This is a genomic window from Microbacterium sp. VKM Ac-2870 (genome assembly GCF_015350795.1).
Taxonomy (GTDB): Bacteria; Actinomycetota; Actinomycetes; order Actinomycetales; family Microbacteriaceae; genus Microbacterium.
Genome location: NZ_JADKSH010000002.1, coordinates 514,778 through 538,007 on the forward strand (window position 1 = coordinate 514,778; position 23,230 = coordinate 538,007).

A 23,230-nucleotide genomic window follows, 5' to 3' on the forward strand; every position below is an offset into this window, starting at 1 on the left:
CGACCACGCGTTTCGGGCGCCAGGTCGTGTCTCGGCGGGCGGGAGCGGGGAGCGGTCGGGTCAGGACTCCGGGCCGTCGGCGAAGGCCACCTTGGGCACGAAGACCAGCAGCACGGCGGCGAGGAAGCCGCCGCCGGCGCAGATCGCCCACACCGTGAGGTATCCGCCGAGGGATGCCGCGGTCTGGCTGGCCACCGCGCCCGCACCGGCCGCGAGCACGACGCCGAACACGGCCGACGAGAACGATCCGCCGATGGTCTTGGTCGTATTGGTCAGCGCCGTCGCGATGCCGGTCTGACCGCGGGGAGCCGCCGCGGCGGCGGCTGCCGGGAGCGCCCCGACGAGCGCGCCGCAGCCGAGACCCGCGATCGACAGGTTGAGCAGCACCTGCCACAGTCCCAGGTGGAATGGCAGGAAGAGCAGATACCCGACGCCGACGAGCAGTGACGCCGCGATCAGCACCACCCGCGGGCTCGCCCGTCGTGAGGTGACCGCGAAGAGCACCGCACCGACGATGAGCGACACCAGGTAGACGCCGATGATGTTCGAGCGGTCCGTGGCATCCAATCCGAGCCCGTACCCGAGCGATGGATCGGTGCCGGCGTAGGTCGACAGGGGCCCCTGCGCTCCCAACAGGCTGATGCCGATGAGGAACGCGGTTGCCTGCACCGGCCACATCTCCGGCCTCCGCAGCACGCGGATGTCGACCGCGGGGTCGTCTTGACGCAGCTCGAATCGCACGAACCAGACGAAAACGCCCACACCGCCCACCAGCAAAGCGATGACCCATACCCACGCTCCCGCGCCGAGCGCGAGCTCGCCGATCATGCGCATCCAGGCGAGGCCCCCGGTGACCAGCAGCAGCGCCCACGCGAGCAGCACGAAGCCCCACGTGTCGAGGCGGCGCCCGCCCTCGGGCACCGATTCGGGCACGCCGATCCAGATGACGAACGCGATGATCGTCACGGCTACCGCGGGCACCACGAGTGTGGTCGTGAGGTTCTGGCCGGTCGCCGCGAAGATGCGTCCGGCGGCGAGGGCGCCGAGGATCGCCCCGACTTCGAGTCCGACGACCAGCAGGCCCGCCGCACGGCGGGTGGTGGAGACACCGCGCTGCTGCACGCGCCCGCGTTCGAAGATGAGGGCGATCTCCAGCGGCAGCCACACGACGTAGAAGCCCTGCAGGGCCCACGCGATCAGGAAGCTCCAGAAGGAGGTCGCGAACACGAGCCACCAGGTGGCTCCGGCCGTCAGAATCGCGGCGATGAGCAGGATGCGCTTGTGGCCGTACATGTCGCCCAGCTTGGCGAGCACGGGCACCACGAGTGCCGACAGCAGCAGCTGCGCGGCCTCGAACCAGTTGACGTCCGAATCATGGATGCCGAGAGAGACGACGATGTCGCTGAACAGCGGCACGTAGTAGCCCTGCAGGATGCCGCTGACGATCTCGACCAGGATGAACCAGCCGATGAGACCGGCGGTGATGCCGAGGGCACCCGGAAGGCGCGGGGACGGCACGCGGGCGGCACTCGTCGTCGAGGAACCTGTGCGTCGTGAGGTCACGGCGTTCACTCTAGCCACGCGTGGCGGCCGGTGGCGCACGCGACGCCTAGGCTTGAGGCCGTGACCAGCGAGCGCGAAGTGTTGACATGGGACGGTTTCGGCGAGGCGACACGGACCCTGTCGCGGCAGATCGTCGCCGATGAGTTCGTTCCCGACGTCGTGGTGGCCATCGCCCGCGGCGGTCTGCTGCCGGCCGGAGCGATCGCGTACGGTCTCGGCGTCAAGAGCTGCGGTGCCCTGAATGTCGAGTTCTACACCGGCATCGGCACGGTGCTCGAAGCTCCCGCGCTGCTACCGCCCGACCTCGACCTCGGCTACCTTCCGGGCAAGCGCGTGCTGCTGGTCGACGACGTCGCCGACAGCGGCCGCACGCTCGCCCTCGCCGTGCAGATGCTGCGCGACGCGGATGCCGATGTCCGCTCGGTCTGCATCTACTCCAAGCCGGGCACGATCGCGAACCCCGACTATGTGTGGCGTCAGACCGACCTGTGGATCGACTTCCCGTGGTCGGCGGCTGGATCCGTCCTCGAGGAGGATTCCGGAGCCGAGGCCAGCGCCTGATGGCGATGACGCTCGACGAGCTGGCCGACGCCGAGCTCATCGACGCGGAATGGGCCCGGGCGCTGACGCCGGTGTCGCCGGACATCGCGGCCCTGGGTGAGCGTCTGCGCGCCGAGACGGCGGCGGGCCGTCACTATCTGCCCGCCGGCGACAAGGTGCTGCGCGCGTTCGCGCGACCGCTGTCGGAGGTGAAGGTCCTCATCGTCGGGCAGGACCCCTATCCGACCCCCGGGCATCCGATCGGGCTGTCGTTTGCGGTCGACGCGCAGGTGCGGCCCCTCCCGCGCAGCCTCGCCAACATCTACCAGGAACTCGAGACCGATCTCGGCATCCCTCGTGCTGCGCACGGCGACCTGTCGGCGTGGAGCGATCAGGGTGTCATGCTCCTGAACCGCGTCCTCACCGTCGCGCCGGGCGCGCCGGCTTCGCATCGTGGGTGGGGTTGGGAGAAGGTGACCGAGCATGCGATCCGCACGCTCGTCGCCCGCGACCGGCCTCTCGTCGCGGTGCTGTGGGGGCGGGATGCCGCGAGCCTCCGCCCGCTGTTGGGTGACACGCCCATCGTCGAGTCCGCCCATCCGTCGCCATTGTCGGCCCACCGAGGGTTCTTCGGCTCACGTCCCTTCTCGCGCGTCAACGATCTGCTGGAAAAGCAGGGTGCGGCCGCGGTCGACTGGCGCCTAGGCTGAGCGCCATGCTGGAGGAGGAATACGACAAGAGCCGGCGTCGGCTGCCCGCGCATTTGCGGCGGGCGGAGCAGGAGCGACCGTTCGCGTACGAGATCCGTCCGGTCCGTGAGGACGACATCCCCGACATCCGTGAGATCTACAACCACTACGTGACCAACTCCGTGGTCACCTTCGATGAGAAGAAGTGGTCGCTGTCGCAGTGGCGAGAAAAGGTCGGCTACCTCGCCAAGCTCGGCATGCCGTTCATCGTCGCCCAGTCGCCGAGCGGGCAGGTCCTCGGTTACGCGCTGGTTCAGCCGATGTCGGCGAAGTCGGCGTATCGGTACAGCGTGGAGAACTCGATCTACCTCGGTCAGGCGGCGACCGGCAAGGGTCTGGGTCGTGCGCTGCTGGAGGCGCTCATTGCGGCCAGCGAAGCCGCCGGCATCCATCAGATGGTTGCCGTGATCAGCGACAAAGGCGCGGAAGCGTCGGTCGCCCTGCACGAGAAAATGGGATTCGTCGAGGTCGGACGCATGGGGCGGGTCGGCTTCAAGTTCGGCCGCTGGCTCGGCACGATCTATCTGCAGAAGCAGCTGTCTCCCTCCAAGAAGAAGCGGTCGCTGTTCTCGCGCTCCGAACGCTGATCGCGGGTCGCCGCGTTCGCGAGCGGGCGAAACGTCAGTGTGCGCGGCTACCCTCGCCGCCGCCGGCGTCGGTCGCACGGACCGCGTCGATCAGCGCGCGCCACGGCCCGTGAGCCCGCGATTCCGCGACGACCGCGCGGTGTGAGCGTCCCGCCAGGTCGGCCTCGATTGTCCACGTGAAGCGGTCGGCGCCGTCCGGAGCGGCCGACACCCCGGCGGCCAGAGCGTCCACCGCCTCCCACGGGCAGCTGTCGACGAGTTCGATCCACATCTCGCGCTCGCGCGGGGGAGCCGTGACGCACCAGCGGCGGGTGAGCCCCGCGATGCCGCCGGAGCGCGCTACCGTCACCCGCACCGCGGGATCGGATGCGGGCTCAGACGGAACGGGAAGATCGGCTCGGCTCGGCACGGTCGGTTACGCCGACGGCCTTCCACGCGGTGCGGACGGCGGCGGCTTCCTCCGACTCCTCACCGTACTCCCGCGCCGCCGTGGCGGTCGTGGCGGCGGCGAAGTCGGCGAAATCAGCGGCGCTGTCGAGCCCGCCCGCCGTGACCGTCAGATACCAGATGCGCCCCGCGCGCTCCCAGGCGAGGCCGCCGAGGCGCGTCGCGACGAGATGGAAGGCTTTGTTCGGGATGCCGGAGTTGATGTGCACGCCGCCGTTGTCTTCGGTCGTCTGCACGTAGTCGCGCATGTGCGCCGGCTGCGGGTCGCGGCCGAGCACATCGTCGTCGTAGGCCGTTCCCGGGGCGCTCAGAGAGCGCAGCGCGACCCCCTGCACCGCGTCGGTGAAGATGCCGGCGCCGATCAGCCATGATGCGTGATCGGCGGTCTGGCCGGCGAGATGCTGCTCGGTAAGTGCGCCGAAGACGTCGGCGATCGATTCGTTGAGCGCGCCCGACTGGCCGTGATAGGCCAAGCCGCCGCCGTACTCGATCACGCCGTGCCCGAGCTCGTGCCCGATGACGCTGACCGAAGCGGTGAACCCGCGGAAGACCTCGCCGTCGCCGTCCCCGAACACCATGCGCTCGCCGTTCCAGAAGGCGTTGTCGTAGCGATCGCCGTAGTGCACGCTCGCCTCGAGCGCTCCGCCCCCGCCATCGATCGATCGGCGGGCGAAGGCATCCCAGAACAACTCGAAGCTCGCCCCGAGCCCGGCGAACGCCTCATCGACCGCCGGGTCGCCGGTCGGCCCGTCATCCTCGCCGCGCACGCGCACGCCCGGCAGCTGCTCGCGATGCTGCGCGTCGCAGATCAGTCGCTCCGGCGCAGGCTCGCCGCTGACGACGAGCGCATCGCCGTCGACCGACAGATCCAGGCGGGCGCGGTCGCGGCGGGGCGGATGGTAGGTGCGTCCCAGCGCGAGCGTTGCGCGCGCGGCCTCGGCCGCGGTCGCGAGATGCGGAGCGTCGGTCGCGGCCAGGCGCGACAGCAGGTACGGGGGGACGATGGCGAACATGGCGTCACCCTATGCCCGGCATCCGACGCCCGTGTCAGTTCCGTGGCGCTTCGATCACGGGGATCGAGGCGAGCAGCCGTCGCGTGTAGCCGACCTGCGGGGCCAGCAGCACCTTCTCGGTGGGGCCTTCCTCGACGATGCGGCCGTCCTTCATGACGACGACCTCGTCGCACAGGTTCTGCACGACGCCGATGTCGTGCGACACCATCACAAGCGTGAGGTTCTCTTTCGCGCGCAGCTCGCGCAGCACGTCGAGGATCTGCGCACGCACGGTCACATCGAGCGCCGATAGGGGCTCGTCGCCGACGAGGATGCGCGGACGATGCACGATGGCGCGCGCGAGCGCGATCCGCTGGCGCTGACCGCCCGAGAACTCGTGCGGGTAGCGGTCGGTCATCGCCGCTTCCAGGCCCACCGACTGCAGGACGTCGCGCACCCTGGCGCGGCGGTCGCCCGGGATGCCGAGCGCCCACAGCGGCTCGCCGATGATGCGACCGACGCTCATCCGCGGGTCGAGCGAGGCGTAGGGATCTTGGAAGACGATGCCGGTCTCGCGGCGCAGCCAATGCAGCGACCGCGCGGAGGCGCGGGCGTCGACGGCCCGTCCCGCGACGGTGACGCTGCCCGAGGTCGGAGCGTCGAGGCCGAGCAGCAGACGCACGAGGGTGGACTTGCCCGATCCCGATTCTCCGATGATGCCGACGGCCGATCCTTCGAACACGTCGATGTCGGCGTCGTCGAGGGCCGTCGTCCATCGCCTCGCCTCGAGCAGGCGGGTGCCGCCCTGGCGGAACCGTCGCCCGAGTCCCCGCCCGCTCATCAGCGGTTGCACCTCGCTCATACGTCACCGCCCGGTCGCCAGACTGTCGCGGTCGCGTCGCGCAGCAGGCCCCGTGTCACGGGGGACTCGGGCGCGGTGAGCAGCCGCGAGAGTGCGCCGTACTCGACCACGCGGCCGTCATCGAGTACCACGGCGTGCGTCGCGATCCGCGACAACACGGCGAGGTCGTGCGTGATGAACACGAGCGACATGCCATCGCGCGTCACCAGACCGGCGAGCAGATCGAGCACCTCCGCTTGGATCGTCACGTCGAGCGCCGTCGTGGGTTCGTCGGCGATGAGCAGCCGCGGTCGACAGGCGAGCGCCATCGCGATCGCGACGCGCTGTCGCTGGCCGCCGGAGAGCTGGTGGGGATAGCGCCGGACGATCTGCGCCGGATCGGGCAGTCGCACCCGCTGCGCCTCGGCGATCGCGCGGACTGCGGCCTCGCGGCGGCCGAGGCCTTCATGGATGCGCACCGACTCGGCGATCTGCCGGCCGACGGTGCGGATGGGGTTCAGAGCGGTGCGGGGTTCTTGGAAGACGATGCCGATCTCGTCGCCGCGCAGGCGCGCCAGCTCGCGGTCGGGAAGGCCGATCAGCTCGCGGTCGTTCCAGCGGATGCTGCCGGTCGCCGTCGCGGCATCCGGAAGCAGGCCGAGCACGGCCAGAGCGGTGAGCGATTTGCCCGAGCCGGATTCGCCAATCAGCCCCACGCGTGCGCCGTCGGGAACGTCGAACGAGATGCCGTCGACGACGCGCCGACCATCGATCTCGACGACGAGGTCTCGGACCACGAGGCTCATGCGATCACCGCCGTGGTGTGGGTCTGCGCGAGCGAGCGGCGCCGCGACAGGGTGGGATCCGTCGCTTCGCGGAGGGCATCGCCGAGGAGGTTCAGCCCGAGAACGGTGAGTGTGATCGCGAGGCCCGGCCACACAACGCTCAGCGGGTGGACCGAGATGTACTGCTGCAGGTCTTTCAACAACAGCCCCCAACTGGGCTCGGTGAGCGGCGCCCCGAAGCCGAGGTAGCTGAGGCCCGCCTCGGCGAGGACGGCGACGGCCATGCCCCACGACAGCTGCACGATGAAGACGGGTGCGACGTTCGGCAGCAGGTGGCGGTACAGGTTCTGCAGCGGCGTGAGACCCGATGCTCGGCCCGCGAGCACGAAGTCGCTGTGCAGCACGCGCCGCAACTCGGGGCGGGTGACGCGGGCGATGTTCACGCCGAAACCGATGCCGACAGAGACGATCACCACCCACAGCGATCCGCCCCACACCGACGAGATCATCATCGCGATCAGCAGCACGGGGAAGGCGATGAGGATGTCGACGAGCACCGCCACGGTTTCGCGGATCCATCGTGCGGTCAGCGAGCCGAGTGCGGCGAGGGCGACGCCGATGATGGTGGCGACCACGCCCGCTCCGAGCGCGACCCACACCGTTGTCCGCGCGCCCGCCATGAGCAGGCTGAGGATGTCGCGACCGGAGCCGTCGGTGCCGAGCAGGTGGGGCCACCCCGGGGGAGCCCAGCGGCCGTCGACGTCGACGGTCTGGGGATCGAACGGCAGCCAGAACCGGGCGACGAGCGCGACGACACCGATGGCGAGCACGACGATCAGGCCGAACCGTCCGGTCGACAGTGCCCACAGCCGCCGAAGCCACGCGAACCTGCTCACTCGGCCTCCCGCTGTCGGGGATCGATGATCCGGTGCACGAGGTCGACGACGAAGCCGACGACCAGGACGAACCCGGTGAGCACCAACAGCTCGCCCTGTACCTTCAGCAGGTCGCGCTTTCCGACGTCCTCCACGAGCATCCGCCCGATGCCCGGGAGGCTGAACAGCTGTTCGATCACGACCGCGCCGACGATGATCCCGGCGACCTGCAGACCAAGCACCGTGATGATCGACAGTCCCACCGTCGGCAGACCGTGACGGATCAGGGCCTGGGTGCGGGTGAGTCCCTTGGCTGCGGCGGTGCGGACGAAGTCCTGCCCGGTCGCCTGCAGCGTGGCGGAGCGGACGAAGCGCATCAGCATCGCGCCTTCCACCACCCCGATCGTGATCGCCGGCAGCAGCAGGGCGCGCAGCGCGGCGGCGGGATCGCTCCACCCTCCCCGGGGGAATCCCTGCGCGGGCAACCAGCCCAGCCAGACCGCGAAGACGAGGACGAGCATCATTCCGGCCCAGACGACGGGGACGGCGGCGATCGCTTGCGCGCCGACCGACAGCGCCGTGCCGTCCCGGCGTCCGCGACGCAGGGCCGACACGACACCGAACGGCAGGGCGATGAGCAGGGCGACGGTCATCGCCATCAGGCCGAGCGGAATGGTGACCTGTGCCTTCTCCGCAAGCTGTGTCGCCACCGGGGCCCCCGTCAGCAGCGACGTGCCGAGGTCACCGCGCAACACTCCGCCGATCCACGAGAGGTACTGCACGGGCAGCGGCTGGCCGAGGCCCAGGTGCTCGCGGATCGCGGCGACCTGTTCCGGGCTGGAGTCGATCCCGGCGATGAGCTGGGCCACATCGCCGGGAAGCACCCGCAGCGTGAGGAAGATCAGCGCACTGGCGACGAACAGACCCAGCAGCAGCAGGGCCAGTCGTGTCAGTGCGTAGCGGATCACCCCTTGCTCTTGGCCAGGTCGGCGAGGTTGATGCGCTCGTTCACGTTGACCGAGGGGAACCCGCTCACGTCGGTGCCGACGGCGACGATCGAGGCGCCGTTGTAGAGCCAGTCGGCGGCCTGGTCGTCGGCGACGATCTTCGCGGCTTGCTTCAGCAGGTCGGCGGCGGTCTGATCGTCGGTCGCGCTGAGCGACTGCTGGTAGAGCTTCTGCACCTCGGGGTTGTCGTAGGTGAAGTAGTAGTCGGGGTTGGCCCAGTTCTCGAAGTCGCGCGCCTCGGTGTGCAGCACGAAGCTCAGCTGGTAGTTCTTGTTGACGTACACGTCGTTGAGCCACGTCGGGAACTCGACGGACTTCACCTTCAGCGTGATGCCCACGTCGTTCAGGTTGGACACCAAGATCTGCGACACCGTCGTCCCGTAGAACGACGGAATCGTCAGGGTGAGCGTGAGATCGCTCACGCCGGCCTCGGCGAGGAGCTTCTTCGCGGCATCCGGGTCGAACGGCGCGGTGGACGACAAGTCTTCGTAGCCGGGGTCGAGCTGCGGAATGGGGCCGTACTGCGTCGAGCCGGCGCCCAGCGCCTTCACGATCGCGTCGTGGTTGATGGCCTGGCGGATCGCCTGACGCACGCGCTTGTCGGCCAACGGGCCGGTTGTGGAGTTCATCGCGAGCGTGCCCTTGTCCGTGGACTTGCCGAGCACGAGCGCGAAGTCGCCATTCGCCTCGATCTGATCCTTCAGGTTGGCGTCGAAGCCGGTCACGACGTCGAGCTCGTGCGCCAAGGCGCCGTTGAGGGCGGCCTGATTGTCGGGGATGTAGGCGAAGACGACCTGCTTCACCTTGGCCTTGTCGCCCCAGTAGGCGTCGTTGCGGGCGAAGGTGATCGAGTCGCCCTGCTTCCAACTCGTCAGGGTGAAGGGACCGGTGCCGTTGGCCTTCGTCTTGCGGTCGGTCGTGTCGTCCTTCTTTAGAATGAGACCGGCGCGTCCGGTGAGGTTCCAGAGCAGACTCGAGTCGGGCTGGCTGAGCGTGAGGACGATGTCCTTGCCGTTGGCGGCGATGGACTGCACGCGGGCGAGGCGCTCGGAGTCGCTGTACGACGCGTTGGACTTCACCTGCTGCAGCGACCACACGACGTCGTCCGCCGTGAGCGGCGTGCCGTCATGGAAGGTCACGCCATCGCGCAGGGTGAACGTGTACGTGAGCTTGTCGTCGGACACCTTGTGGCTCGAGGCGAGGGTGTCGACGATCTGCTGGTCGGGCGTGCGCGAGACCAGGCCCTGGTAGACGTTGTCGATGAGGATCTGGTCGAGCGCAGCACCCGCCGTCTGGCGGATGTCGAGGTTGCTCGGCTCGGAGACCAGGCGCACCGTGACCACCGCATCGGGGTCGGGCGTGACAGTCGTGGGGGAGGTGGTGGTGGGTGCGCCGCCGGAGCAGGCGCTGAGCAGAAGGGCGCCGGCCGCGAGAAGCGCGGCGACGGCGAGAGAGGTGCGGCGATGCATGTGAGGAGTGTCCTTTCGCAAGCGCGGGCCCGCGTCTTTGCTGTTCGCACGGCCCACGATCTCGGGTGCGCGTTACAGCCTAGGCTTTGCGACGCCGGTCGCGGTCATCGGGCCGCGGCCGCCGACACCGGGCGTCACGCGGGCACGCGTTCCGTTCCGGCGTCAGCCGCGAGCGATCTGCGCGATCAGGCGGGCGAGCTCGACGGGCTGCTCTTCTTGCACGTTGTGCCCCGAAGGAATCTCAACGAGGGATGCCGTCGGGACCCGCTCCTGGAACTGCTCGGCATCTGCGGGCGTGACGAACCCGCGCTCTCCGCGGACGAGTGTGATCGGGGCGGAGACGGCGACCAGATCGTCCCAGCCGCTCGCGGCCAGCGCCCCGCGAAGGGCGGTGCGCTGGGCCTGTGCGCTCGCTGCGGCATCCGCGTCGCCCGCCAGAGCGTTCGCAAGGTGCGCGAAGTGGTGCTTCCACTCGACACGACCGTCGGCGCGCACGCGGGAATTGAGGGCGACGCCGCGCACCGCGGACTCACGCGATCCGCCGAGCCCGAACGCGACGGCGCGCTCGACGAGCTCGTCGCGGCTCGCCCAGTCGGTGGGGCCTGCGAAGAAAGCGGCGATCTGCGCGGCATCCCCGTCGGGATCGATGCCGGGAGTGATGTCGACGACGATCAGCTCGCGCACCCGTTCGGGGTGGCGTGCCGCGAGTGCGGCAGCGGTGAGTCCGCCGAGCGACTGGCCGACGAGCACCTGCGGCGATGGGGCCCAGGCCGCGAGGGCGGGGGTGATGTCCGCGGCGAGGATGCTGCCGGTGTAAGTGGCGTCGGCACGCCACGACGAGTCGCCGTGGCCGGGCAGATCGAGAGCCAGGGCGGGCAGGCCGAGCGCGAGGATGGTCGTGTCCCACGTATGCGCGTTCAGTCCGGCTCCATGCAGGAGCGTCACCTGCGGGGCGGCGAAATCTCCGCTGGTCGGATCGCCGTACTGCAGGGCGCTCACGGTGCGTCCGTCCGGCAGCGTGTGCGAGAGGCGCCGCACGGGCGGAACAGCGTCGATTCCCAGGTCGGCGGCTTGGGCGGCGAGGAAGGAGAACTCATCCATCCGGCCATTGTGCCGCGTTTCGACTCGCGCCTGTGGCGCGCGCTCAACGACCGGGGCGGAGGGATGCAGGGTCCCGATCGTTGGGCGAGCGGGGTGGGGCGAAACGCAGCGTCATCGTGGCGCGGCGGCTCTAGGCTGGGCGCATGAGCACGGAGCGTCGCGTCCATCTGTCCCGGTCGGCCCGTCCGGCCTACGACGCTCTCGAGGCGTTCTCGCAGACGGTCGGCACGATCGCGGCCGACGCCGGCATCGATGCCCGCCTGCGTGAGCTCGTGCTCATCCATGCCTCGCAGCTCAACGGCTGTGCCTACTGCGTGCGCGTGCACGTCGATCGCGCTGTCGCGGCCGGTCTGACGGCCGATGACATCGCCCAATTGGCGACCTGGCGTGAATCGGGCATCTTCACTGCGCGTGAGCGTGCGGCACTCGAACTCGCCGAGTGCTATGTCTTCATCCACGAAGAGGGGGTGCCCGACGAGGTGTACGACCGCGTCGGCGGCATCCTGTCCGAGAAGGAGTACGTCGCCGTCAGCTGGCTGCTCATCTCCATCAACGCGTTCAATCGCCTCACGATCGCCGGCAAGTACCCCGTACCGCCGCGGTCGGGTGAGAAGACGGACGGAGGCGCGGGGAGCGGTACCGCATGAGTATCGTTCCCGGAGCCCTCAACTTCCGCGACGTCGGCGGTCTGCCTGCCGGCGCGTCCCGCACCCGGCAGAACGTGCTCTTCCGCTCGGGCCACCTCGCCGGACTCGGCGACGACGGGCGCCGCGCGCTCGCCGGGCTCGGCATACGTCGCATCGTCGACCTGCGTGCCGACGAGGAGGTGGCCTCCGAGCCGAGCCGCCTGGCGGATCTCGATATCGAGACCGTCCGGATTCCGCTCTTCCTCGGCTCGGCGGCCTCGTTCTTCGTCGATGACCTGTCGCTGGGCGAGATGTACCGCGGCCTCGTCGACGACTCCGCCGACCGGCTCGTCGCGGCCGCGCGTGCCGTGGTGTCGGCTCAGCCGGTGCTCGTGCACTGCAGTGTGGGCAAGGATCGCACCGGAGTCACCGTGGGGCTGCTGCTGGCGGCGGCAGGGGTCGACGAGGAGGCGATCATCGACGACTATGCGCGCACCGAGGCGATGCTGCCGCCCGAGCGCAACGCGCGCGTACTGGCGTACCTGCGCGCCATCCATCCGCATGCCCGCCACCTCGACGATCTCGCCACCCGCTCGCCGGCATCGGTGATGCGCGACCTCTTGATCTCCGTGCGGGAACGCTACGGGTCGGCGGCCGGATATCTCCGCGCGCACGGCCTCGACGCCGCCGACATAGATCGGTGGGAGGACGCTCTCATCGCACGCTGAGGTAAGGCTCGCCTTAACGAGAGTATGCTGGGATCATCATGACGACCTCCGCGACCCGTGCCGTGCACGACGAGACCGTCTGCAAGGCGTCTCGGCACGCGCGCGTGCAGCACCTGATCACGGCGGACGAGGACTCGCTGGCCGAGCTCGAGGCGCTCATTGCGACGCTGCCCATCTGCTCGACCGGTCGCGTGTTCATCGAGGTGCCCGACGAGACGTGGGTTGCTCCGCTGACGGTGCCGGCCCGCATGGTGGTCACGTGGCTCGACCGTTCGCGTCGCAGCGGCGCCCCCGGCACGAGCCGCGCCTGCGCCCCCGGTTTGGCGCTCAGCAGGGCCGTGACGGCCTGGGCTGACGAGATGCTCTGCGCAGACACCTCCGACGGCGATGTGGATGCCGCGGCGTGCGTCGACGGCACCCGCATCTTCCTCTTGGGCGGCTTTCTCGGCACGGCCGACATCTTCGATCACCTGACCGAGCGCCTCGGCGTTGCGCCCTCGTCAGTGCACACGCCCGAGCGTTTCGGCCTCGTCAGCGTGCGCTGACCCCGGCCCGCGGCGCCGGCGGTGCCGACGAACCGCGTGGTACATAGTTGCCGTCTTCGAGACCCGCGAGGATCTCGAATCTGTTCGTCAACGGGTTGCGTCCCGCGATGAGGTACAGCAGCGGCATCAGGAACCCGTATCGCCGCCACTGCCGCGCGTGCACCGCTTCGTGGCGCAGCACGGCGTCGTCGATGCGCGGCGAATCGGTGAGGAAGCATCCCCCCACACACACGCCGCCGCGTCCGAACGTCCACGACGGCATGCCCGTGAAGATCCAGAGTCCTTCGCGGCGTTCGATGCGCCCCGTCGACCAGAGCGAGCCCCACAGCCAGCCGACGGTCGTACCCCACAGGTAGCCGGCGACGCTGACAGGGGAATCCAGGAGGAGGCCGGGGATGGCCCTGTCGAGGCGCCGCCCGCGCGCGACGGCGCGCGCGGCCCGCTGCTGCCAGCCGGCCGGAGGCGTCGCGATCACGCGAGGGCTCCGACGATGCGCAGGATGGTGCCGAGATCGTCGGCGGCGGCCGCGGGCGACGCCGGCACGAAGCCGGAGATCGAGGAACCGACGAGCGGCAGACGGGCTCGCGCCGCGGCGATCGCGGCGGTCAGCTGCTCGAGGGTGAGCCCGAACGGGGTGGGGAGGGCGACCGCGGTGAGCACGGCGGGATCGAGAACGTCGAGGTCGACGTGGATGTAGATCGCCTCGGCGCCGGTGGCGGCGACCGCCTCGACGAGCGCGGCGGGGTCGGCCGCGGCATCCACGTCGATGGTGTGCAGGCCGCTGGTCGCGAGGTACGCGGCTTCGGCGACGTCGAGGTCGCGGGCGCCCACGAGCACCGCGCGGTCGAGCGCGAGTGCGCCGCTGCCGGGCACCGGGGTGGCCGCCCACGTGGCGCGCAGCGCCATGCCGCCGAAGGCTCCGGACGGCGAGGTCTCGGGGGTGTGCAGATCACCGTGGGCGTCGAACCACACGACGGCGAGCGTCGGGTGTGCGGCGGCCGCGTGCGCGATCGCGGGCACCGCGACGCCGCAGTCGCCACCGATGACGAGCGCGGGCTCGTCATCGGTGGCGAGCACCGCGGTCAGCGCATCGGCGACCCGCGTCAGCGCGCTGAAACGGCGGATGCCGGTCTCGAGCGATTCACCGGCCTCGGCCGGCACCTCCACGCGCGTGGTCGCGGTGCGGGGCAGGTCGCCGGCGATCGCGTCGGCGCCGTCGACCAGCAGCATCGCGCGGGCAGCGGGGGAGCCCTGCCACTGGGGGACCACCACGAAACGGGTCATGACGCCTTCTTTCCATCGCGAAACACCCACCGCGGCGCAACGTTCCGCGGTGACACCCCTCGTCCCGAGAGAACGGCAGCAGCCGGGATCTCTCGGGACGGCGGGCGGTGGTCTTACTGCTCGATTGCGGGCGACGCGGTGCCGCCGGTCTTCAGAGCGGCCAGGCGTGCCTCGACCTCGGTGAGCTCACCGACGTCTTCGAGCTCGTTGAACTGGGCATCCAGGCTGGATGCCGCGAGCTCCGCCTTGCCGGCGGCGAGCGCCTCCTGGCGGCGCACCTTGTCCTCGAAGCGGCCGAGCTCGCTCGTCGGGTCGAGGACGTCGATCGACTTCACGGCGTCGTGCACCTTGGTCTGCGCTTCGGCGGTCTTGGCACGCGCGAGCAGTTCGCTGCGCTTGGCCTTCAGCTGCTCGAGCTTCTGCTTCATGCCGTTGAGACCGTCTTTGAGCTTGTCGACGACCTCGGTCTGCGACGTGATCGTGGGCTGCACGGCCCGCGCTTCGTTCTCCTCACCGATCTGGCGCTGCAGCGCGATCTTGGCGAGGTTGTCGAACTTGTCGGCATCCGTCGCGTTTCCGGCCGCGCGCAGCTCGTCGGCCTTGCGGCTGGCGGCGAGGGCCTTGTTTCCCCACTCGGCCGCCGCGCGGACGTCCTCTTCATGGTCGCGCTCGAGCAGACGCAGGTTGCCGATGGTCTCGGCGATCGCCGACTCCGCATCAGCGATCGAGTTGGTGTAGTCGCGCACCAGCTGGTCGAGCATCTTCTGCGGGTCTTCGGCGGAATCGAGCATCGCGTTGATGTTCGCCTTCATGAGGGTCGAGATGCGGCCGAAGATGGACTGCTTTGCCATCGTTTTTCCTTTCCTAACGGGAAACTGCGGGGACTGCGTGCGAGGTCGTGCGTGTGCGGCGGTCGATCGGATGCCGAGTCAGAAGCGTCCACCTCCACGGCGGGAGCGGCTGCCGGCGCCGCCGAAGCCACCGGGGGAGATGCCGCCGCCGAATCCACCGCCGCCGAAGCCGCCTCCGCGGCTTCCGCCGCCACGGCCGCCTCCGCCGAGGAGCGAGTTGATGACGATCCCGCCGAGTATGGCGCCCATCATGTCGCCTCCGCCTCCGCGCTGCGGGGCCGACCCGCCGAACATGCCGCCCTGGAAGACGCCCACGTCGTTCTGGGCGGCCTGCATGGCGCGCGTCGCCAACTCGTGTGCGCGCTGGGCAGCGGGCAGCGCCTGTGCGGGGTCGCTCTGCTCGAGCTGGCGGGCCTGCACCAGCGATGCCCCCGCCTCGGCCAGTCGCGTGCGCGCTTCGGCGCCGACCGCGCCGCGGCGCGAGGAGATGAAGTCCTCTGCGGCGGAGATCTCGCCCCGCGCCTGTGCGATTATCGCGCCCAGCTGCTGGGCGGCTCGGGCGGCCTGCTGCTGGGCATCGCGAACGCCCGCGAGCACCGCGTCGATCTGGGCGTTGGCGCGGTCGAGGCTGTCGCGTGCGAACAACGGCCGCTTGGCGGTTCCCATGGTGAGAGCCCGTGCGGCATCCACCTGCTCACGGGTGGCGGCGATCACCGGCGCGAGACGTCCGTCGGCATCCGGCAGCGCCGTGGCCGCCGCGATATCGGACTCGAGTTCGCCAATGAGGGCGGCCGCGTCGGTCTCGGCCTGCGCGAGGTCGGCGCCGAGCCGGCCGATCGCGCTCTGCAGAACCTGGGCTTGGCCGACGGCATCCTCGGCGGCGCGAATGCTCACCGCGGCTGCGGAGGCCTTTCCGGCGCCGATCTGCTCCTGCGCGGCGCGCACCTGCGTGTCGGCGAAGTCGAGCCGCTGCTGCGCCTGCTCGGGGTTGTCGGCGATCGGTGCAAGCGCACGCGGGTCATAGGAGCCCTGCAGACCTGCGAGGGCGGCCGCCGCAGCGTCGTGTTCGGCGCCGACGGTGGCACGCAGCTGCTGGATGCGCACGAGCGCCTCGGGAGCGTTCTGCTCCAGCTGGCGCAGTTCGGCGAAGTCGGCGGCCTTCTCATCGAGCTGCGCGTTGGCGGCGTCGCAGAGTTCGATGATGCGGGTGGTCCAGGTGCGGACATCGCTCTCGCTGTCGGGCTCGGCGTCATCGAGCCGCTGCTTCAGTGAGAATGCCTCGTCGAGCTGAGTCTTCGCGCTCGCGAGCGCGGTCTCGAACTCGCGGGCGGCGTCGTCGCCGAACTGGGCGCGTGCGAAGCCCAGCTCCTGTTCGCTGGTCTTCACGGCATCGTCTGTCTGCACGAGCGCGGACGAGGCCCGGCGCGAGAGATCGTCGATACTCTCCTGCGGTGCGTCCGCCGAGCCTCCGCTCGCGTCGTTGGTCTGACGCCCCCGACGGCGCGAGCGCAGGACGATCCAGACCACGAGGGCGGCCAGAGCCACGAGCACCACGATGAGCAGAATCGGCACGAGCAGCGCGCCGCCGGGCGTGGTCGCCGCCCCCGTGCCTCCCGCGATCGCGTCGGCCAAGCCGTCGGCGGCGGATGTGGCCGCGCCGACCCAGTTGCCTGAGCTGAGGGCGGGCTGCACCCGCTGCTGTTCGATGGTGGTCAGCTCATCACCGGTGACGGGACCGGCCGAATAGCCCGACAGGTAGTACTGACGACCGTCGGTCGAAATCGCCAGAAGATACTGATGCGGGCCGAGCCCATTGTTCTGCGCGGTCTGGTTCGCCCATTCCTCTGGAGACGACGGATCGGTGAACTGAGGCACGTAGGCGACCCACATGTCGACGCCGGAGCTGGCGGTGAGCGCGCGCAGCCGGGTGTCGACTTCGGAGATCTGGGCGCCGGAGAGAACTCCCGACTGATCGACGACGCGCGACGAACTGAGCGCGACCGGCCCCGTTGCGACAGCGACGGCGGCGCCTCCGAGGACGATCGCCGCTGCCGCCGTCAGAGCCAGCCACAGACGCGCACGCATGCGTGTTCCTCCCCTGCGCGAGGTGCGGGTTCCTCGCGCCCTCCCGCCGATCCTATGCCCCGAAACTGAGCAGAGGATAGGCGGCCTGCGGGCTCGCCGTGGGTCTCAGCGCCCGCGGCTCGGCGTGCTCGCCCTGCCCCGTCGGCCCGGTAAGGTGTCGCCTTCGGAGGAACCATGATCGACGAAGGATTCGGCCCCGACCGGTACGGGGCGGATGTGCTGGCTACCGGCTGGAAGGATGCCGGGCGCACGGCCGTGCCCAGAGTGGCAGCGACCGGCGACCTCGTCGTGGAGGTGGCCGGCGACGGCTTCTGCGGTGCCGTCACCAGCGTGCAGTCCGGGCACGTCGAACTCGAGGACCGCCACGGACGTCGGCGCCTCTTCCCACTCGGCGGCGGGTTCCTCGTCGACGGCGCCGCCGTCGTGCTCGAAGCGCCCAAAGCCGCCGCGCCGACGGGCCCACGACGCACGGCATCGGGCTCGTTTGCTGCCGACACCTCACGAGCACGGGTGGCCCGCGCCTCCCGCATCCTCGTCGAGGGCCGCCACGACGCCGAGCTGGTGGAGAAGGTGTGGGGCGACGACCTGCGCGTCGAGGGCGTCGTCGTCGAGTATCTGCAGGGCGTCGACCTGCTCGAGTCGGTGCTCCGCGACGAACCGCCGGGGCCGGGACGGCGTTACGGCGTGCTCGTCGACCATCTTGTGCCGGGCTCGAAGGAGTCGCGTATCGCCGACGCGGTGGCGCGTGGTCCGCACGGTGCGCACGTGCGCATCGTCGGCCACCCCCACATCGACGTCTGGCAGTGCGTCCGGCCGCAAGCCCTCGGCATCCCATCGTGGCCCGACGTGCCGCGGGGCATCGAGTGGAAAGTCGGCGTCAGCCACGCGCTCGGCTGGCCGGCGCACGATCAGGCCGACATCGCCCGCACCTGGCAGCGGATCCTCGGCGCCGTGCACACCTATCGCGACCTCGATCCGTCCCTGCTCGGCCGCGTCGAAGAACTCATCGACTTCGTCACGACCTGATCGGGCGTCCCGGGTCGACACCGGGCATCCGCGGGCTGACCAGGCGCGTCTGTGAGGCCCGGGTAGCCTGGTCGGATGCCGCACGAGCCAGAGACTGCCCCGCGCTTTCGCGACAAGCCCGTCTCATTCGTCCGCCGCGGCGGACGAATGAGTGACGGCCAGGAGCGTGCCTGGGCCGAGCTGTCGCCGGTGTTCCTGTTGGATGTGCCGCGCGATGAGGCCGAGACGAGCATTCTGCCGGGCGCGTCGATCACCCCGACGGCCGTGTTCGGCCGTACGACGCCGCTCGTCGTGGAGATCGGCTCGGGACAGGGCCACGCGATCGTCGAGGCCGCCGCTCGCACGCCCGACACCGACTTCCTCGCGGTCGAGGTGTTCCGGGCGGGCCTGGCGCGCACCATGCTCGACGCGCATCGTGCCGGCATCAGCAATCTGCGGCTCGTGGAGGCGAACGCTCCCGAGGTGCTGGAGCATCTGCTGCCCGCGGGCAGCGTGGACGAGATCTGGGTGTTCTTCCCCGATCCGTGGCACAAGTCCAAGCACAACAAGCGGCGTCTGATCGCGCCGCCGTTTCTGCCGCTCGCCGCGCAGGCGCTCCGCGACGGCGGCCTGCTGCGCTTGGCGACCGACTGGGAGGACTACGCCAAGCAGATGCGTGACGTCCTCCGCGCCGCCGATGCCTTCGCCCCCGCGTTCGAGGGGGAGTGGGCGCCGCGGTTCGACGGGCGCGTCATGACCGCGTTCGAGCGCAAGGGTCTCGCGAAGGGGCGCGCGATCCGCGACCTCGTCTACCGCCGCATGCCGCGATCCGCGGATGCCGGGACGTGAACACCGTGCCGCCCTCGCCTGAGCGCGACCGGTGGCGGGCGCTTCGCCCGCTCGTGCACCGCGACTTCCGCATCCTGTTCGGTGCGGTCGTCCTGTCGATCTCGGCCGCCGGGATGTGGGCGGTCGTCATGGTCTATGCCGTCATCCGCATCAGCGACGATCCGGTGCAGTTGTCGATCGTCGCGGCCGCCAATGCTGTCGGGCTGCTGGCCTGCGCCATCCCGGGCGGCATCGCCGCCGACCGGCTGCCGCGTCGGTTGATCCTGCGCGCCGTGGAGACGGCGAACGTGCTCGCGATCGGGTCGGTGATCATCGCCGGGCAGCTCGGTGCGCTCACGATCGGACACCTCGCCCTCGTCTCGCTCGTGCTGGGCGCGGGCGCGGGGTTCTTCTTCCCCTCGTACAGCGCGATCCTGCCCCGCATCCTGCCGACGGAGCACCTGCTGCCGGCCAACGGCCTCGAAGGGGCAGTACGCCCCGCGCTGCAGCAGGCCGCCGGACCCGCGATGGCGGGGCTGTTGCTGGCCGCCCTCATTCCGAGCCAGGCGGCGATCGCCGTGCTCGTCGCGCACGCACTTGCGCTGGTGTTGCTGTTGTTCCTGCGCCCCGAGCCCGCCGCGATGTCTGCGGATGCCGGCGGCGACGTCTCGGCGACGGCACGCAGCATCCGTCACGACCTCGTCGAAGCCGTCTCCTTCACCGTGCGGACGCCGTGGCTGCTGTGGACCCTGCTGTTCGCGACGATCTGGGTGCTGGTCACGATGGGGCCCGAGGAGGTGTTGCTGCCGTTCGTTACGCGCGAGCGCTTCGGCGCCGATCCGCGGTTGTTCGGCTTCCTGCTCGCGTGTTTCGGTGTCGGCGGGGTCGTCGGGTCGATCGTGGTCTCATCGCTGCGGATGCCGCGGCGCTACCTCACCGCGATGACCCTCGTCTGGGGTGTCAGCACGCTGCCGTTCGTGGTGATCGGCCTCACCCATCAATACTGGCTGATGGCGGTCAGCGGCTTCGCCTGCGGATTCGGCTTCAGCTACGGAAACGTCATCTGGGGGACGCTCCTGCAGCGGCGGGTTCCCCGGCACATGCTCGGGCGCATCTCCAGCCTGGACTTCTTCGTCTCGCTCGCTCTGATGCCGATCTCGATGGCGCTCGCAGGGCCTCTGTCGACCGTGGTGCCGATCCCGGTGATCTTTGTCGTCGCCGGAGTCGTCCCGTTCGTCCTCTCGCTGGTGGTGATCTGGCTCGCGCGCATGCCCCATGACGAGATCGCCCATCCCCTCGAAGAGCACCATCGCACGGACGTGACGCCGTGAGTTCCCACGCCGCACCCGTGGCGGCCCCTGTGGCGGCGCGATGGACGCGCGCCGTCGTGCCCGCCCTGCTGGTCTGCCTCGCGGCGCCCGCGTACTTCGTGTTGCTGCAGCCGCTGCTGGGCGCGGCTCTGCTCGCGGTCGGCGTCGGGAGCGCGTTCGCCCTGGAGCGCGGCCGCGTCGCGGCATCGGCGCCCTCACTCACGCGCGATCTGTCACTCATCGCGCTCGGCATGGTGATCGTCAGCACCATCTCGCTGGCCGCGAAGCTCGATGACCTCTCGATGGTGCGCTTCACCCTCGCGCTCGGCGGCGCGGTCGCCGTTCCCTACGCGGTGTCGCGATGGGTCTACCGCGACCACGCGATCCGTTTCCCGTGGCGCGGGGGCGGCCGGTGGAAGACCTGGCAGTGGGCGTGGCTCGGTGGAGTGATCGTGCTGGGGTGGGTACTGCTGCCGTTCTACTTCATCACCTCCGGCGTGTACCAGAACTGGCCGGTCGTCGATACGCCGAACCTCATCGCGCGGCTCTTCGTCGGCGTCGGCGCGGTGGGGATCTGGGACGAGCTCTTCTTCATCTGCACTGTCTTCGTCCTGCTGCGCCGTCACCTGCACGTCGCGCTGGCCACCGTGCTGCAGGCGATCGTGTTCGTCTCGTTCCTGTGGGAACTCGGCTACCGAGCCTGGGGGCCGGGGCTCACGATTCCGTTCGCACTGCTGCAGGCGGTCATCTTCCTCAAGACGCGCTCGCTGGCCTACGTCGTGACGGTGCACCTGCTTTTCGACGCGGTCGTGTTCGCGGTGCTCGTGCACGCGCACAACCCCGGTCTGCTCGACGGGATCTTCCTGGTCTGACGGTGCCGGCTGTCGCTAGCGTTCCCCGCGCAGCAGCTCGAGGCCGGCGCTCGCGAACTGGCGGGTCGTCGCCGAGGGGAGGAAGGCGCGGGTGAGTCCGGCACCGATGCGGGGCAGATCCGCCTCGTCGCGAAACAGCAGGTACATCGTCTCGTAGCGGGGGTGGAACTTGCTCTTGAAGCGGTGCAGCGACTGGAACCCGTACACCGGCTCGAGCGCGTCGGACAGGCGGGTGCTCAGTGCGGAGAGGCCCTGCGCCTCCGGTGGGTATTCGTGCGCCAGGGGCGCGCCCGACAGCGACATGAACTCGGCGCCCTCGTCGCGGAAGGCGGTCGCGGAGCTGCCGATCAGGTACTCCATCACGGGGCCGAAGCTGTGGTCGCGCCGCCGCATCAGGTCGAGCGTCCAGCCGCGCACAGCACCTTCGCCGTACACCGGCATCCACGAGAGGAATCCGTGCACGTCGCCGCGCGGGTCGACGGCGAGGGCGATGCGCACCTCGGGGTCGTCGGCCTCGGCCAGGGTGCCGAGGGTGAAGCGCATCTCGGGCAGCTGCTTCTCGCCCACCCACTGGTTCGAGATCGCCTGCAGCTGGGTGCGGATTCCCCACGACTCGTCGCGCAGGTGGCTCAGGCGGAAGGTCATGCCCTCACGCTCGGCGCGGTTGAGGGTCGTGCGCACGGAATTCCAGCGCTTGCCCGTGTACGCGAGCCCGGGCAGATCGACGATCGTGTCGTCGGCGACGACGAGCGAGCGCCAGGTGGGCGGCACGGCGTCGAGGGAGGCGGTTCCGGCGCTGAAGAAGCAGGGGGCAAGCCCCGCCTCTTCGGATGCCGCGATGAACTCCGCCACCGAATCGGCGCGTCCGCTTTCCGGTCCGAGCGGGTCGGCGAGGGCGATGGCGGCGCCTGCGCGGATCTGGTAGGTGATGAGGCCGGTACTCGTGCGGAAGTAGCTGTTGCCCTCCCACGTGGTCATCCAGGAGAGGGTGCCGCCGCCGTGGGCACGGATGAGTTCTGCGGCATCCTGTGCGGTGGGCTCGGCGCCGGCGATGCCGAGCGCGGTGCGGCGGGCGCCCGAGAAGGCGCCGCGCACGACGATGAGGTAGATGAGGAGGACCAGCGCGATGAGTCCGCTGCCGATCTCGATCGCCGTCTCGCCGTCGATCGGAACGCCGAGGTCGAAGCGCACGTCGAGGGTCACGATGAGTGCGAGCAGTGTGGCCGCGAGGATGTTGAGGGCGAGGAGGATCAGCGCGCAGATCCAGGCCCAGCGCCGCGCTCGCCGCAGCCCTTGCGCGATCACGAGAACGACGACGACGTCGACGGCGGTCGTGGTCCAGTCGCTCGAGAGCGGGTCGGTGGTCCCGAAGGGTCCGTAGGTGGGGATGAGCGTCAGGATCACCTCGATGCCGACGAACGACACCATGCCGAGGAACGCGATGAGTCGCTGCTCGCGGATCGTCGCGCGGCGGGGACGCAGGGTGCGATCGAAGATCAGCACGACGAGCACGGCGATGAGGTGCGAGAGGTCGGCCACGGTGCCGAGCACCAGCACGCCGACGATGACGACGGCGATGAGTACGAGCCAGGCGCGCAAGCGCCAGGGCGAGGCGAGCAGACCGATGACGGCGGCGATGCAGGCGAAGGTGCCGCCGCTGGCTCCGACGTCGAGGGTGGCGCCGGTGTCTTGCACCCATTCCCAGCCCGAGAACACGCTGAGGGCGGCGAGCAGAAGCGACGTGGCGAGCACGGCGACGATCTGACCGATCCAGAAGTAGGCGAGCACGACGCGAGTGCCGCGGGCGTATTCGAGGGCGCCCATGCCGATGAACCCGATGATCGTCGGGACGAACAGCCAGGGTTCGGCGACGAAGAAGGTGCCCGTGACGGGGGTCCACCAGCGGCCCGCCTCGAGAGCCGGCAGGCCGTAGGCCCAGATGTCCATGCCGGAGCTCTCGTCGAAGGGCTCCCAGAGACCCTGCGACAGCACGCCGATGACGAGCACGGCGAGCACCGTGATCAGTGTGGCCGGCAGGTGCCGCGCGACGTGCAGGATGACGTGCGCCCGATCGGCGACGGCGACCGATGCGGCGGCGGGGTCGGGGGAGGCGGCAGGGGCTGTCTCCGTCATTCCTTCA

The 23,230-nt window shown here is 70.0% G+C and carries 24 protein-coding genes; 10 read left to right on the top strand and 14 right to left on the bottom strand.

The features are described from left to right. Positions 1-60: 60 nt before the first annotated feature. Positions 61-1,563, bottom strand: coding sequence for an MFS transporter (locus tag ITJ43_RS06285; RefSeq protein WP_416361062.1), 1,503 nt, complete (start codon positions 1,561-1,563; stop codon positions 61-63). A gap of 60 nt (positions 1,564-1,623) precedes the next feature. Here ITJ43_RS06285 and ITJ43_RS06290 point away from each other — a divergent pair, with 60 nt between their 5' ends. Genes ITJ43_RS06290 through ITJ43_RS06300 form a run of 3 tightly spaced genes read left to right on the top strand, consistent with a single transcriptional unit; the run spans position 1,624 to position 3,439 of the window. Then, entirely contained in the window at positions 1,624-2,124 is a 501-nt protein-coding gene (locus tag ITJ43_RS06290; protein ID WP_194582962.1) for a phosphoribosyltransferase, read from the top strand. Then, the gene (locus ITJ43_RS06295; protein WP_194582963.1) at positions 2,124-2,813 is read left to right on the top strand and encodes a uracil-DNA glycosylase; all 690 of its coding nucleotides are present in this window, start codon (positions 2,124-2,126) and stop codon (positions 2,811-2,813) included. Before ITJ43_RS06290 ends, ITJ43_RS06295 begins: the two co-directional genes overlap by 1 nt. Positions 2,814-2,818: 5 nt before the next feature. Then, complete coding sequence (locus tag ITJ43_RS06300; RefSeq protein WP_194582964.1) at positions 2,819-3,439, top strand: GNAT family N-acetyltransferase; 621 nt, start codon at positions 2,819-2,821, stop codon at positions 3,437-3,439. 34 nt (positions 3,440-3,473) lie between these two features. On the opposite strand, the gene ITJ43_RS06305 is transcribed toward ITJ43_RS06300, so the two are convergent. The 8 genes from ITJ43_RS06305 to ITJ43_RS06340 all read right to left on the bottom strand — a co-directional run bounded on the left by ITJ43_RS06305 (position 3,474) and on the right by ITJ43_RS06340 (position 10,956). Then, positions 3,474-3,794 (bottom strand): protealysin inhibitor emfourin, encoded by a 321-nt coding sequence (locus tag ITJ43_RS06305; RefSeq protein ID WP_194582965.1) that lies wholly within the window; start codon positions 3,792-3,794, stop codon positions 3,474-3,476. Positions 3,795-3,813: 19 nt separating this feature from the next. Beyond that, positions 3,814-4,899: a M4 family metallopeptidase gene (locus ITJ43_RS06310; protein ID WP_194582966.1), complete on the bottom strand. Its 1,086-nt coding sequence runs from the start codon at positions 4,897-4,899 to the stop codon at positions 3,814-3,816. 34 nt (positions 4,900-4,933) lie between these two features. Continuing rightward, positions 4,934-5,740 carry an ABC transporter ATP-binding protein gene (locus tag ITJ43_RS06315; protein WP_194582967.1) on the bottom strand — a complete coding sequence of 269 codons (807 nt, stop codon included), beginning with the start codon at positions 5,738-5,740 and terminating at the stop codon, positions 4,934-4,936. Continuing rightward, positions 5,737-6,525 carry an ATP-binding cassette domain-containing protein gene (locus ITJ43_RS06320; protein WP_194582968.1) on the bottom strand — a complete coding sequence of 263 codons (789 nt, stop codon included), beginning with the start codon at positions 6,523-6,525 and terminating at the stop codon, positions 5,737-5,739. The genes ITJ43_RS06315 and ITJ43_RS06320 overlap by 4 nt, the downstream gene beginning before the upstream one ends. Further along, on the bottom strand, positions 6,522-7,400 hold the full coding sequence (locus ITJ43_RS06325) for an ABC transporter permease (RefSeq protein WP_194582969.1): 879 nt from the start codon (positions 7,398-7,400) through the stop codon (positions 6,522-6,524). Before ITJ43_RS06325 ends, ITJ43_RS06320 begins: the two co-directional genes overlap by 4 nt. After that, complete coding sequence (locus ITJ43_RS06330; RefSeq protein WP_194582970.1) at positions 7,397-8,347, bottom strand: ABC transporter permease; 951 nt, start codon at positions 8,345-8,347, stop codon at positions 7,397-7,399. The genes ITJ43_RS06325 and ITJ43_RS06330 overlap by 4 nt, the downstream gene beginning before the upstream one ends. Further along, positions 8,344-9,855, bottom strand: a complete 1,512-nt coding sequence (locus tag ITJ43_RS06335) for an ABC transporter substrate-binding protein (RefSeq protein WP_194582971.1) — start codon at positions 9,853-9,855, stop codon at positions 8,344-8,346. Before ITJ43_RS06335 ends, ITJ43_RS06330 begins: the two co-directional genes overlap by 4 nt. Before the next feature lie 162 nt (positions 9,856-10,017). Beyond that, a complete protein-coding gene (locus ITJ43_RS06340) occupies positions 10,018-10,956 on the bottom strand; it encodes an alpha/beta fold hydrolase (protein WP_194582972.1) in 939 nt (312 codons plus the stop codon). 143 nt (positions 10,957-11,099) lie between these two features. Between ITJ43_RS06340 and ITJ43_RS06345 the strand changes: the two genes are divergently transcribed. From ITJ43_RS06345 to ITJ43_RS06355, 3 genes are read left to right on the top strand one after another with little or no spacing between them, the layout of a single operon-like run. Further along, a complete protein-coding gene (locus tag ITJ43_RS06345; RefSeq protein ID WP_194582973.1) occupies positions 11,100-11,603 on the top strand; it encodes a carboxymuconolactone decarboxylase family protein in 504 nt (167 codons plus the stop codon). Then, positions 11,600-12,310, top strand: a complete 711-nt coding sequence (locus ITJ43_RS06350; RefSeq protein WP_194582974.1) for a tyrosine-protein phosphatase — start codon at positions 11,600-11,602, stop codon at positions 12,308-12,310. The genes ITJ43_RS06345 and ITJ43_RS06350 overlap by 4 nt, the downstream gene beginning before the upstream one ends. 38 nt (positions 12,311-12,348) lie before the next feature. Beyond that, positions 12,349-12,855, top strand: a complete 507-nt coding sequence (locus ITJ43_RS06355; RefSeq protein ID WP_194582975.1) for an SIP domain-containing protein — start codon at positions 12,349-12,351, stop codon at positions 12,853-12,855. Here ITJ43_RS06355 and ITJ43_RS06360 read toward each other — a convergent pair. From ITJ43_RS06360 to ITJ43_RS06375, 4 genes are all read right to left on the bottom strand, one after another. Then, positions 12,842-13,330, bottom strand: a complete 489-nt coding sequence (locus ITJ43_RS06360) for a Fe-S oxidoreductase (RefSeq protein WP_194582976.1) — start codon at positions 13,328-13,330, stop codon at positions 12,842-12,844. The genes ITJ43_RS06355 and ITJ43_RS06360 overlap by 14 nt on opposite strands. Next, a complete protein-coding gene (locus ITJ43_RS06365; protein ID WP_194582977.1) occupies positions 13,327-14,139 on the bottom strand; it encodes an arginase family protein in 813 nt (270 codons plus the stop codon). Before ITJ43_RS06365 ends, ITJ43_RS06360 begins: the two co-directional genes overlap by 4 nt. 113 nt (positions 14,140-14,252) lie before the next feature. Next, positions 14,253-14,990 carry a PspA/IM30 family protein gene (locus tag ITJ43_RS06370; protein WP_194582978.1) on the bottom strand — a complete coding sequence of 246 codons (738 nt, stop codon included), beginning with the start codon at positions 14,988-14,990 and terminating at the stop codon, positions 14,253-14,255. 78 nt (positions 14,991-15,068) lie between these two features. Further along, positions 15,069-17,075 (bottom strand): TPM domain-containing protein, encoded by a 2,007-nt coding sequence (locus ITJ43_RS06375; protein ID WP_194582979.1) that lies wholly within the window; start codon positions 17,073-17,075, stop codon positions 15,069-15,071. 174 nt (positions 17,076-17,249) lie between these two features. On the opposite strand from ITJ43_RS06375, the gene ITJ43_RS06380 reads away from it, so the two are divergent. The 4 genes from ITJ43_RS06380 (at position 17,250) to ITJ43_RS06395 (ending at position 21,090) form a co-directional block, all read left to right on the top strand. After that, on the top strand, positions 17,250-18,101 hold the full coding sequence (locus ITJ43_RS06380) for a DUF3097 domain-containing protein (protein ID WP_194582980.1): 852 nt from the start codon (positions 17,250-17,252) through the stop codon (positions 18,099-18,101). 75 nt (positions 18,102-18,176) lie between these two features. Then, entirely contained in the window at positions 18,177-18,929 is a 753-nt protein-coding gene (gene trmB / locus ITJ43_RS06385; protein ID WP_194582981.1) for a tRNA (guanosine(46)-N7)-methyltransferase TrmB, read from the top strand. Positions 18,930-18,934: 5 nt separating this feature from the next. Further along, positions 18,935-20,239 (top strand): MFS transporter, encoded by a 1,305-nt coding sequence (locus tag ITJ43_RS06390; protein WP_416361064.1) that lies wholly within the window; start codon positions 18,935-18,937, stop codon positions 20,237-20,239. Beyond that, positions 20,236-21,090, top strand: coding sequence for a CPBP family intramembrane glutamic endopeptidase (locus tag ITJ43_RS06395; RefSeq protein ID WP_323741143.1), 855 nt, complete (start codon positions 20,236-20,238; stop codon positions 21,088-21,090). Before ITJ43_RS06390 ends, ITJ43_RS06395 begins: the two co-directional genes overlap by 4 nt. Positions 21,091-21,105: 15 nt before the next feature. Here the strand turns inward: ITJ43_RS06395 and ITJ43_RS06400 are convergent, their stop codons facing one another. Beyond that, a complete protein-coding gene (locus tag ITJ43_RS06400; protein WP_194582983.1) occupies positions 21,106-23,223 on the bottom strand; it encodes a bifunctional lysylphosphatidylglycerol flippase/synthetase MprF in 2,118 nt (705 codons plus the stop codon). Positions 23,224-23,230 lie beyond the last annotated feature (7 nt).

Coding starts and splice junctions, on each gene's coding strand:
- ITJ43_RS06315 (WP_194582967.1), bottom strand. CDS start 5,740: ATGAGCGAGGTGCAACCGCTGATGAGCGGGCGGGGACTCGGGCGACGG.
- ITJ43_RS06340 (WP_194582972.1), bottom strand. CDS start 10,956: ATGGATGAGTTCTCCTTCCTCGCCGCCCAAGCCGCCGACCTGGGAATC.
- ITJ43_RS06365 (WP_194582977.1), bottom strand. CDS start 14,139: ATGACCCGTTTCGTGGTGGTCCCCCAGTGGCAGGGCTCCCCCGCTGCC.
- ITJ43_RS06375 (WP_194582979.1), bottom strand. CDS start 17,075: ATGCGTGCGCGTCTGTGGCTGGCTCTGACGGCGGCAGCGGCGATCGTC.
- trmB (WP_194582981.1), top strand. CDS start 18,177: ATGCCGCACGAGCCAGAGACTGCCCCGCGCTTTCGCGACAAGCCCGTC.
- ITJ43_RS06310 (WP_194582966.1), bottom strand. CDS start 4,899: ATGTTCGCCATCGTCCCCCCGTACCTGCTGTCGCGCCTGGCCGCGACC.
- ITJ43_RS06295 (WP_194582963.1), top strand. CDS start 2,124: ATGGCGATGACGCTCGACGAGCTGGCCGACGCCGAGCTCATCGACGCG.
- ITJ43_RS06355 (WP_194582975.1), top strand. CDS start 12,349: ATGACGACCTCCGCGACCCGTGCCGTGCACGACGAGACCGTCTGCAAG.
- ITJ43_RS06345 (WP_194582973.1), top strand. CDS start 11,100: ATGAGCACGGAGCGTCGCGTCCATCTGTCCCGGTCGGCCCGTCCGGCC.
- ITJ43_RS06300 (WP_194582964.1), top strand. CDS start 2,819: ATGCTGGAGGAGGAATACGACAAGAGCCGGCGTCGGCTGCCCGCGCAT.
- ITJ43_RS06320 (WP_194582968.1), bottom strand. CDS start 6,525: ATGAGCCTCGTGGTCCGAGACCTCGTCGTCGAGATCGATGGTCGGCGC.
- ITJ43_RS06370 (WP_194582978.1), bottom strand. CDS start 14,990: ATGGCAAAGCAGTCCATCTTCGGCCGCATCTCGACCCTCATGAAGGCG.
- ITJ43_RS06400 (WP_194582983.1), bottom strand. CDS start 23,223: ATGACGGAGACAGCCCCTGCCGCCTCCCCCGACCCCGCCGCCGCATCG.
- ITJ43_RS06380 (WP_194582980.1), top strand. CDS start 17,250: ATGATCGACGAAGGATTCGGCCCCGACCGGTACGGGGCGGATGTGCTG.
- ITJ43_RS06350 (WP_194582974.1), top strand. CDS start 11,600: ATGAGTATCGTTCCCGGAGCCCTCAACTTCCGCGACGTCGGCGGTCTG.
- ITJ43_RS06335 (WP_194582971.1), bottom strand. CDS start 9,855: ATGCATCGCCGCACCTCTCTCGCCGTCGCCGCGCTTCTCGCGGCCGGC.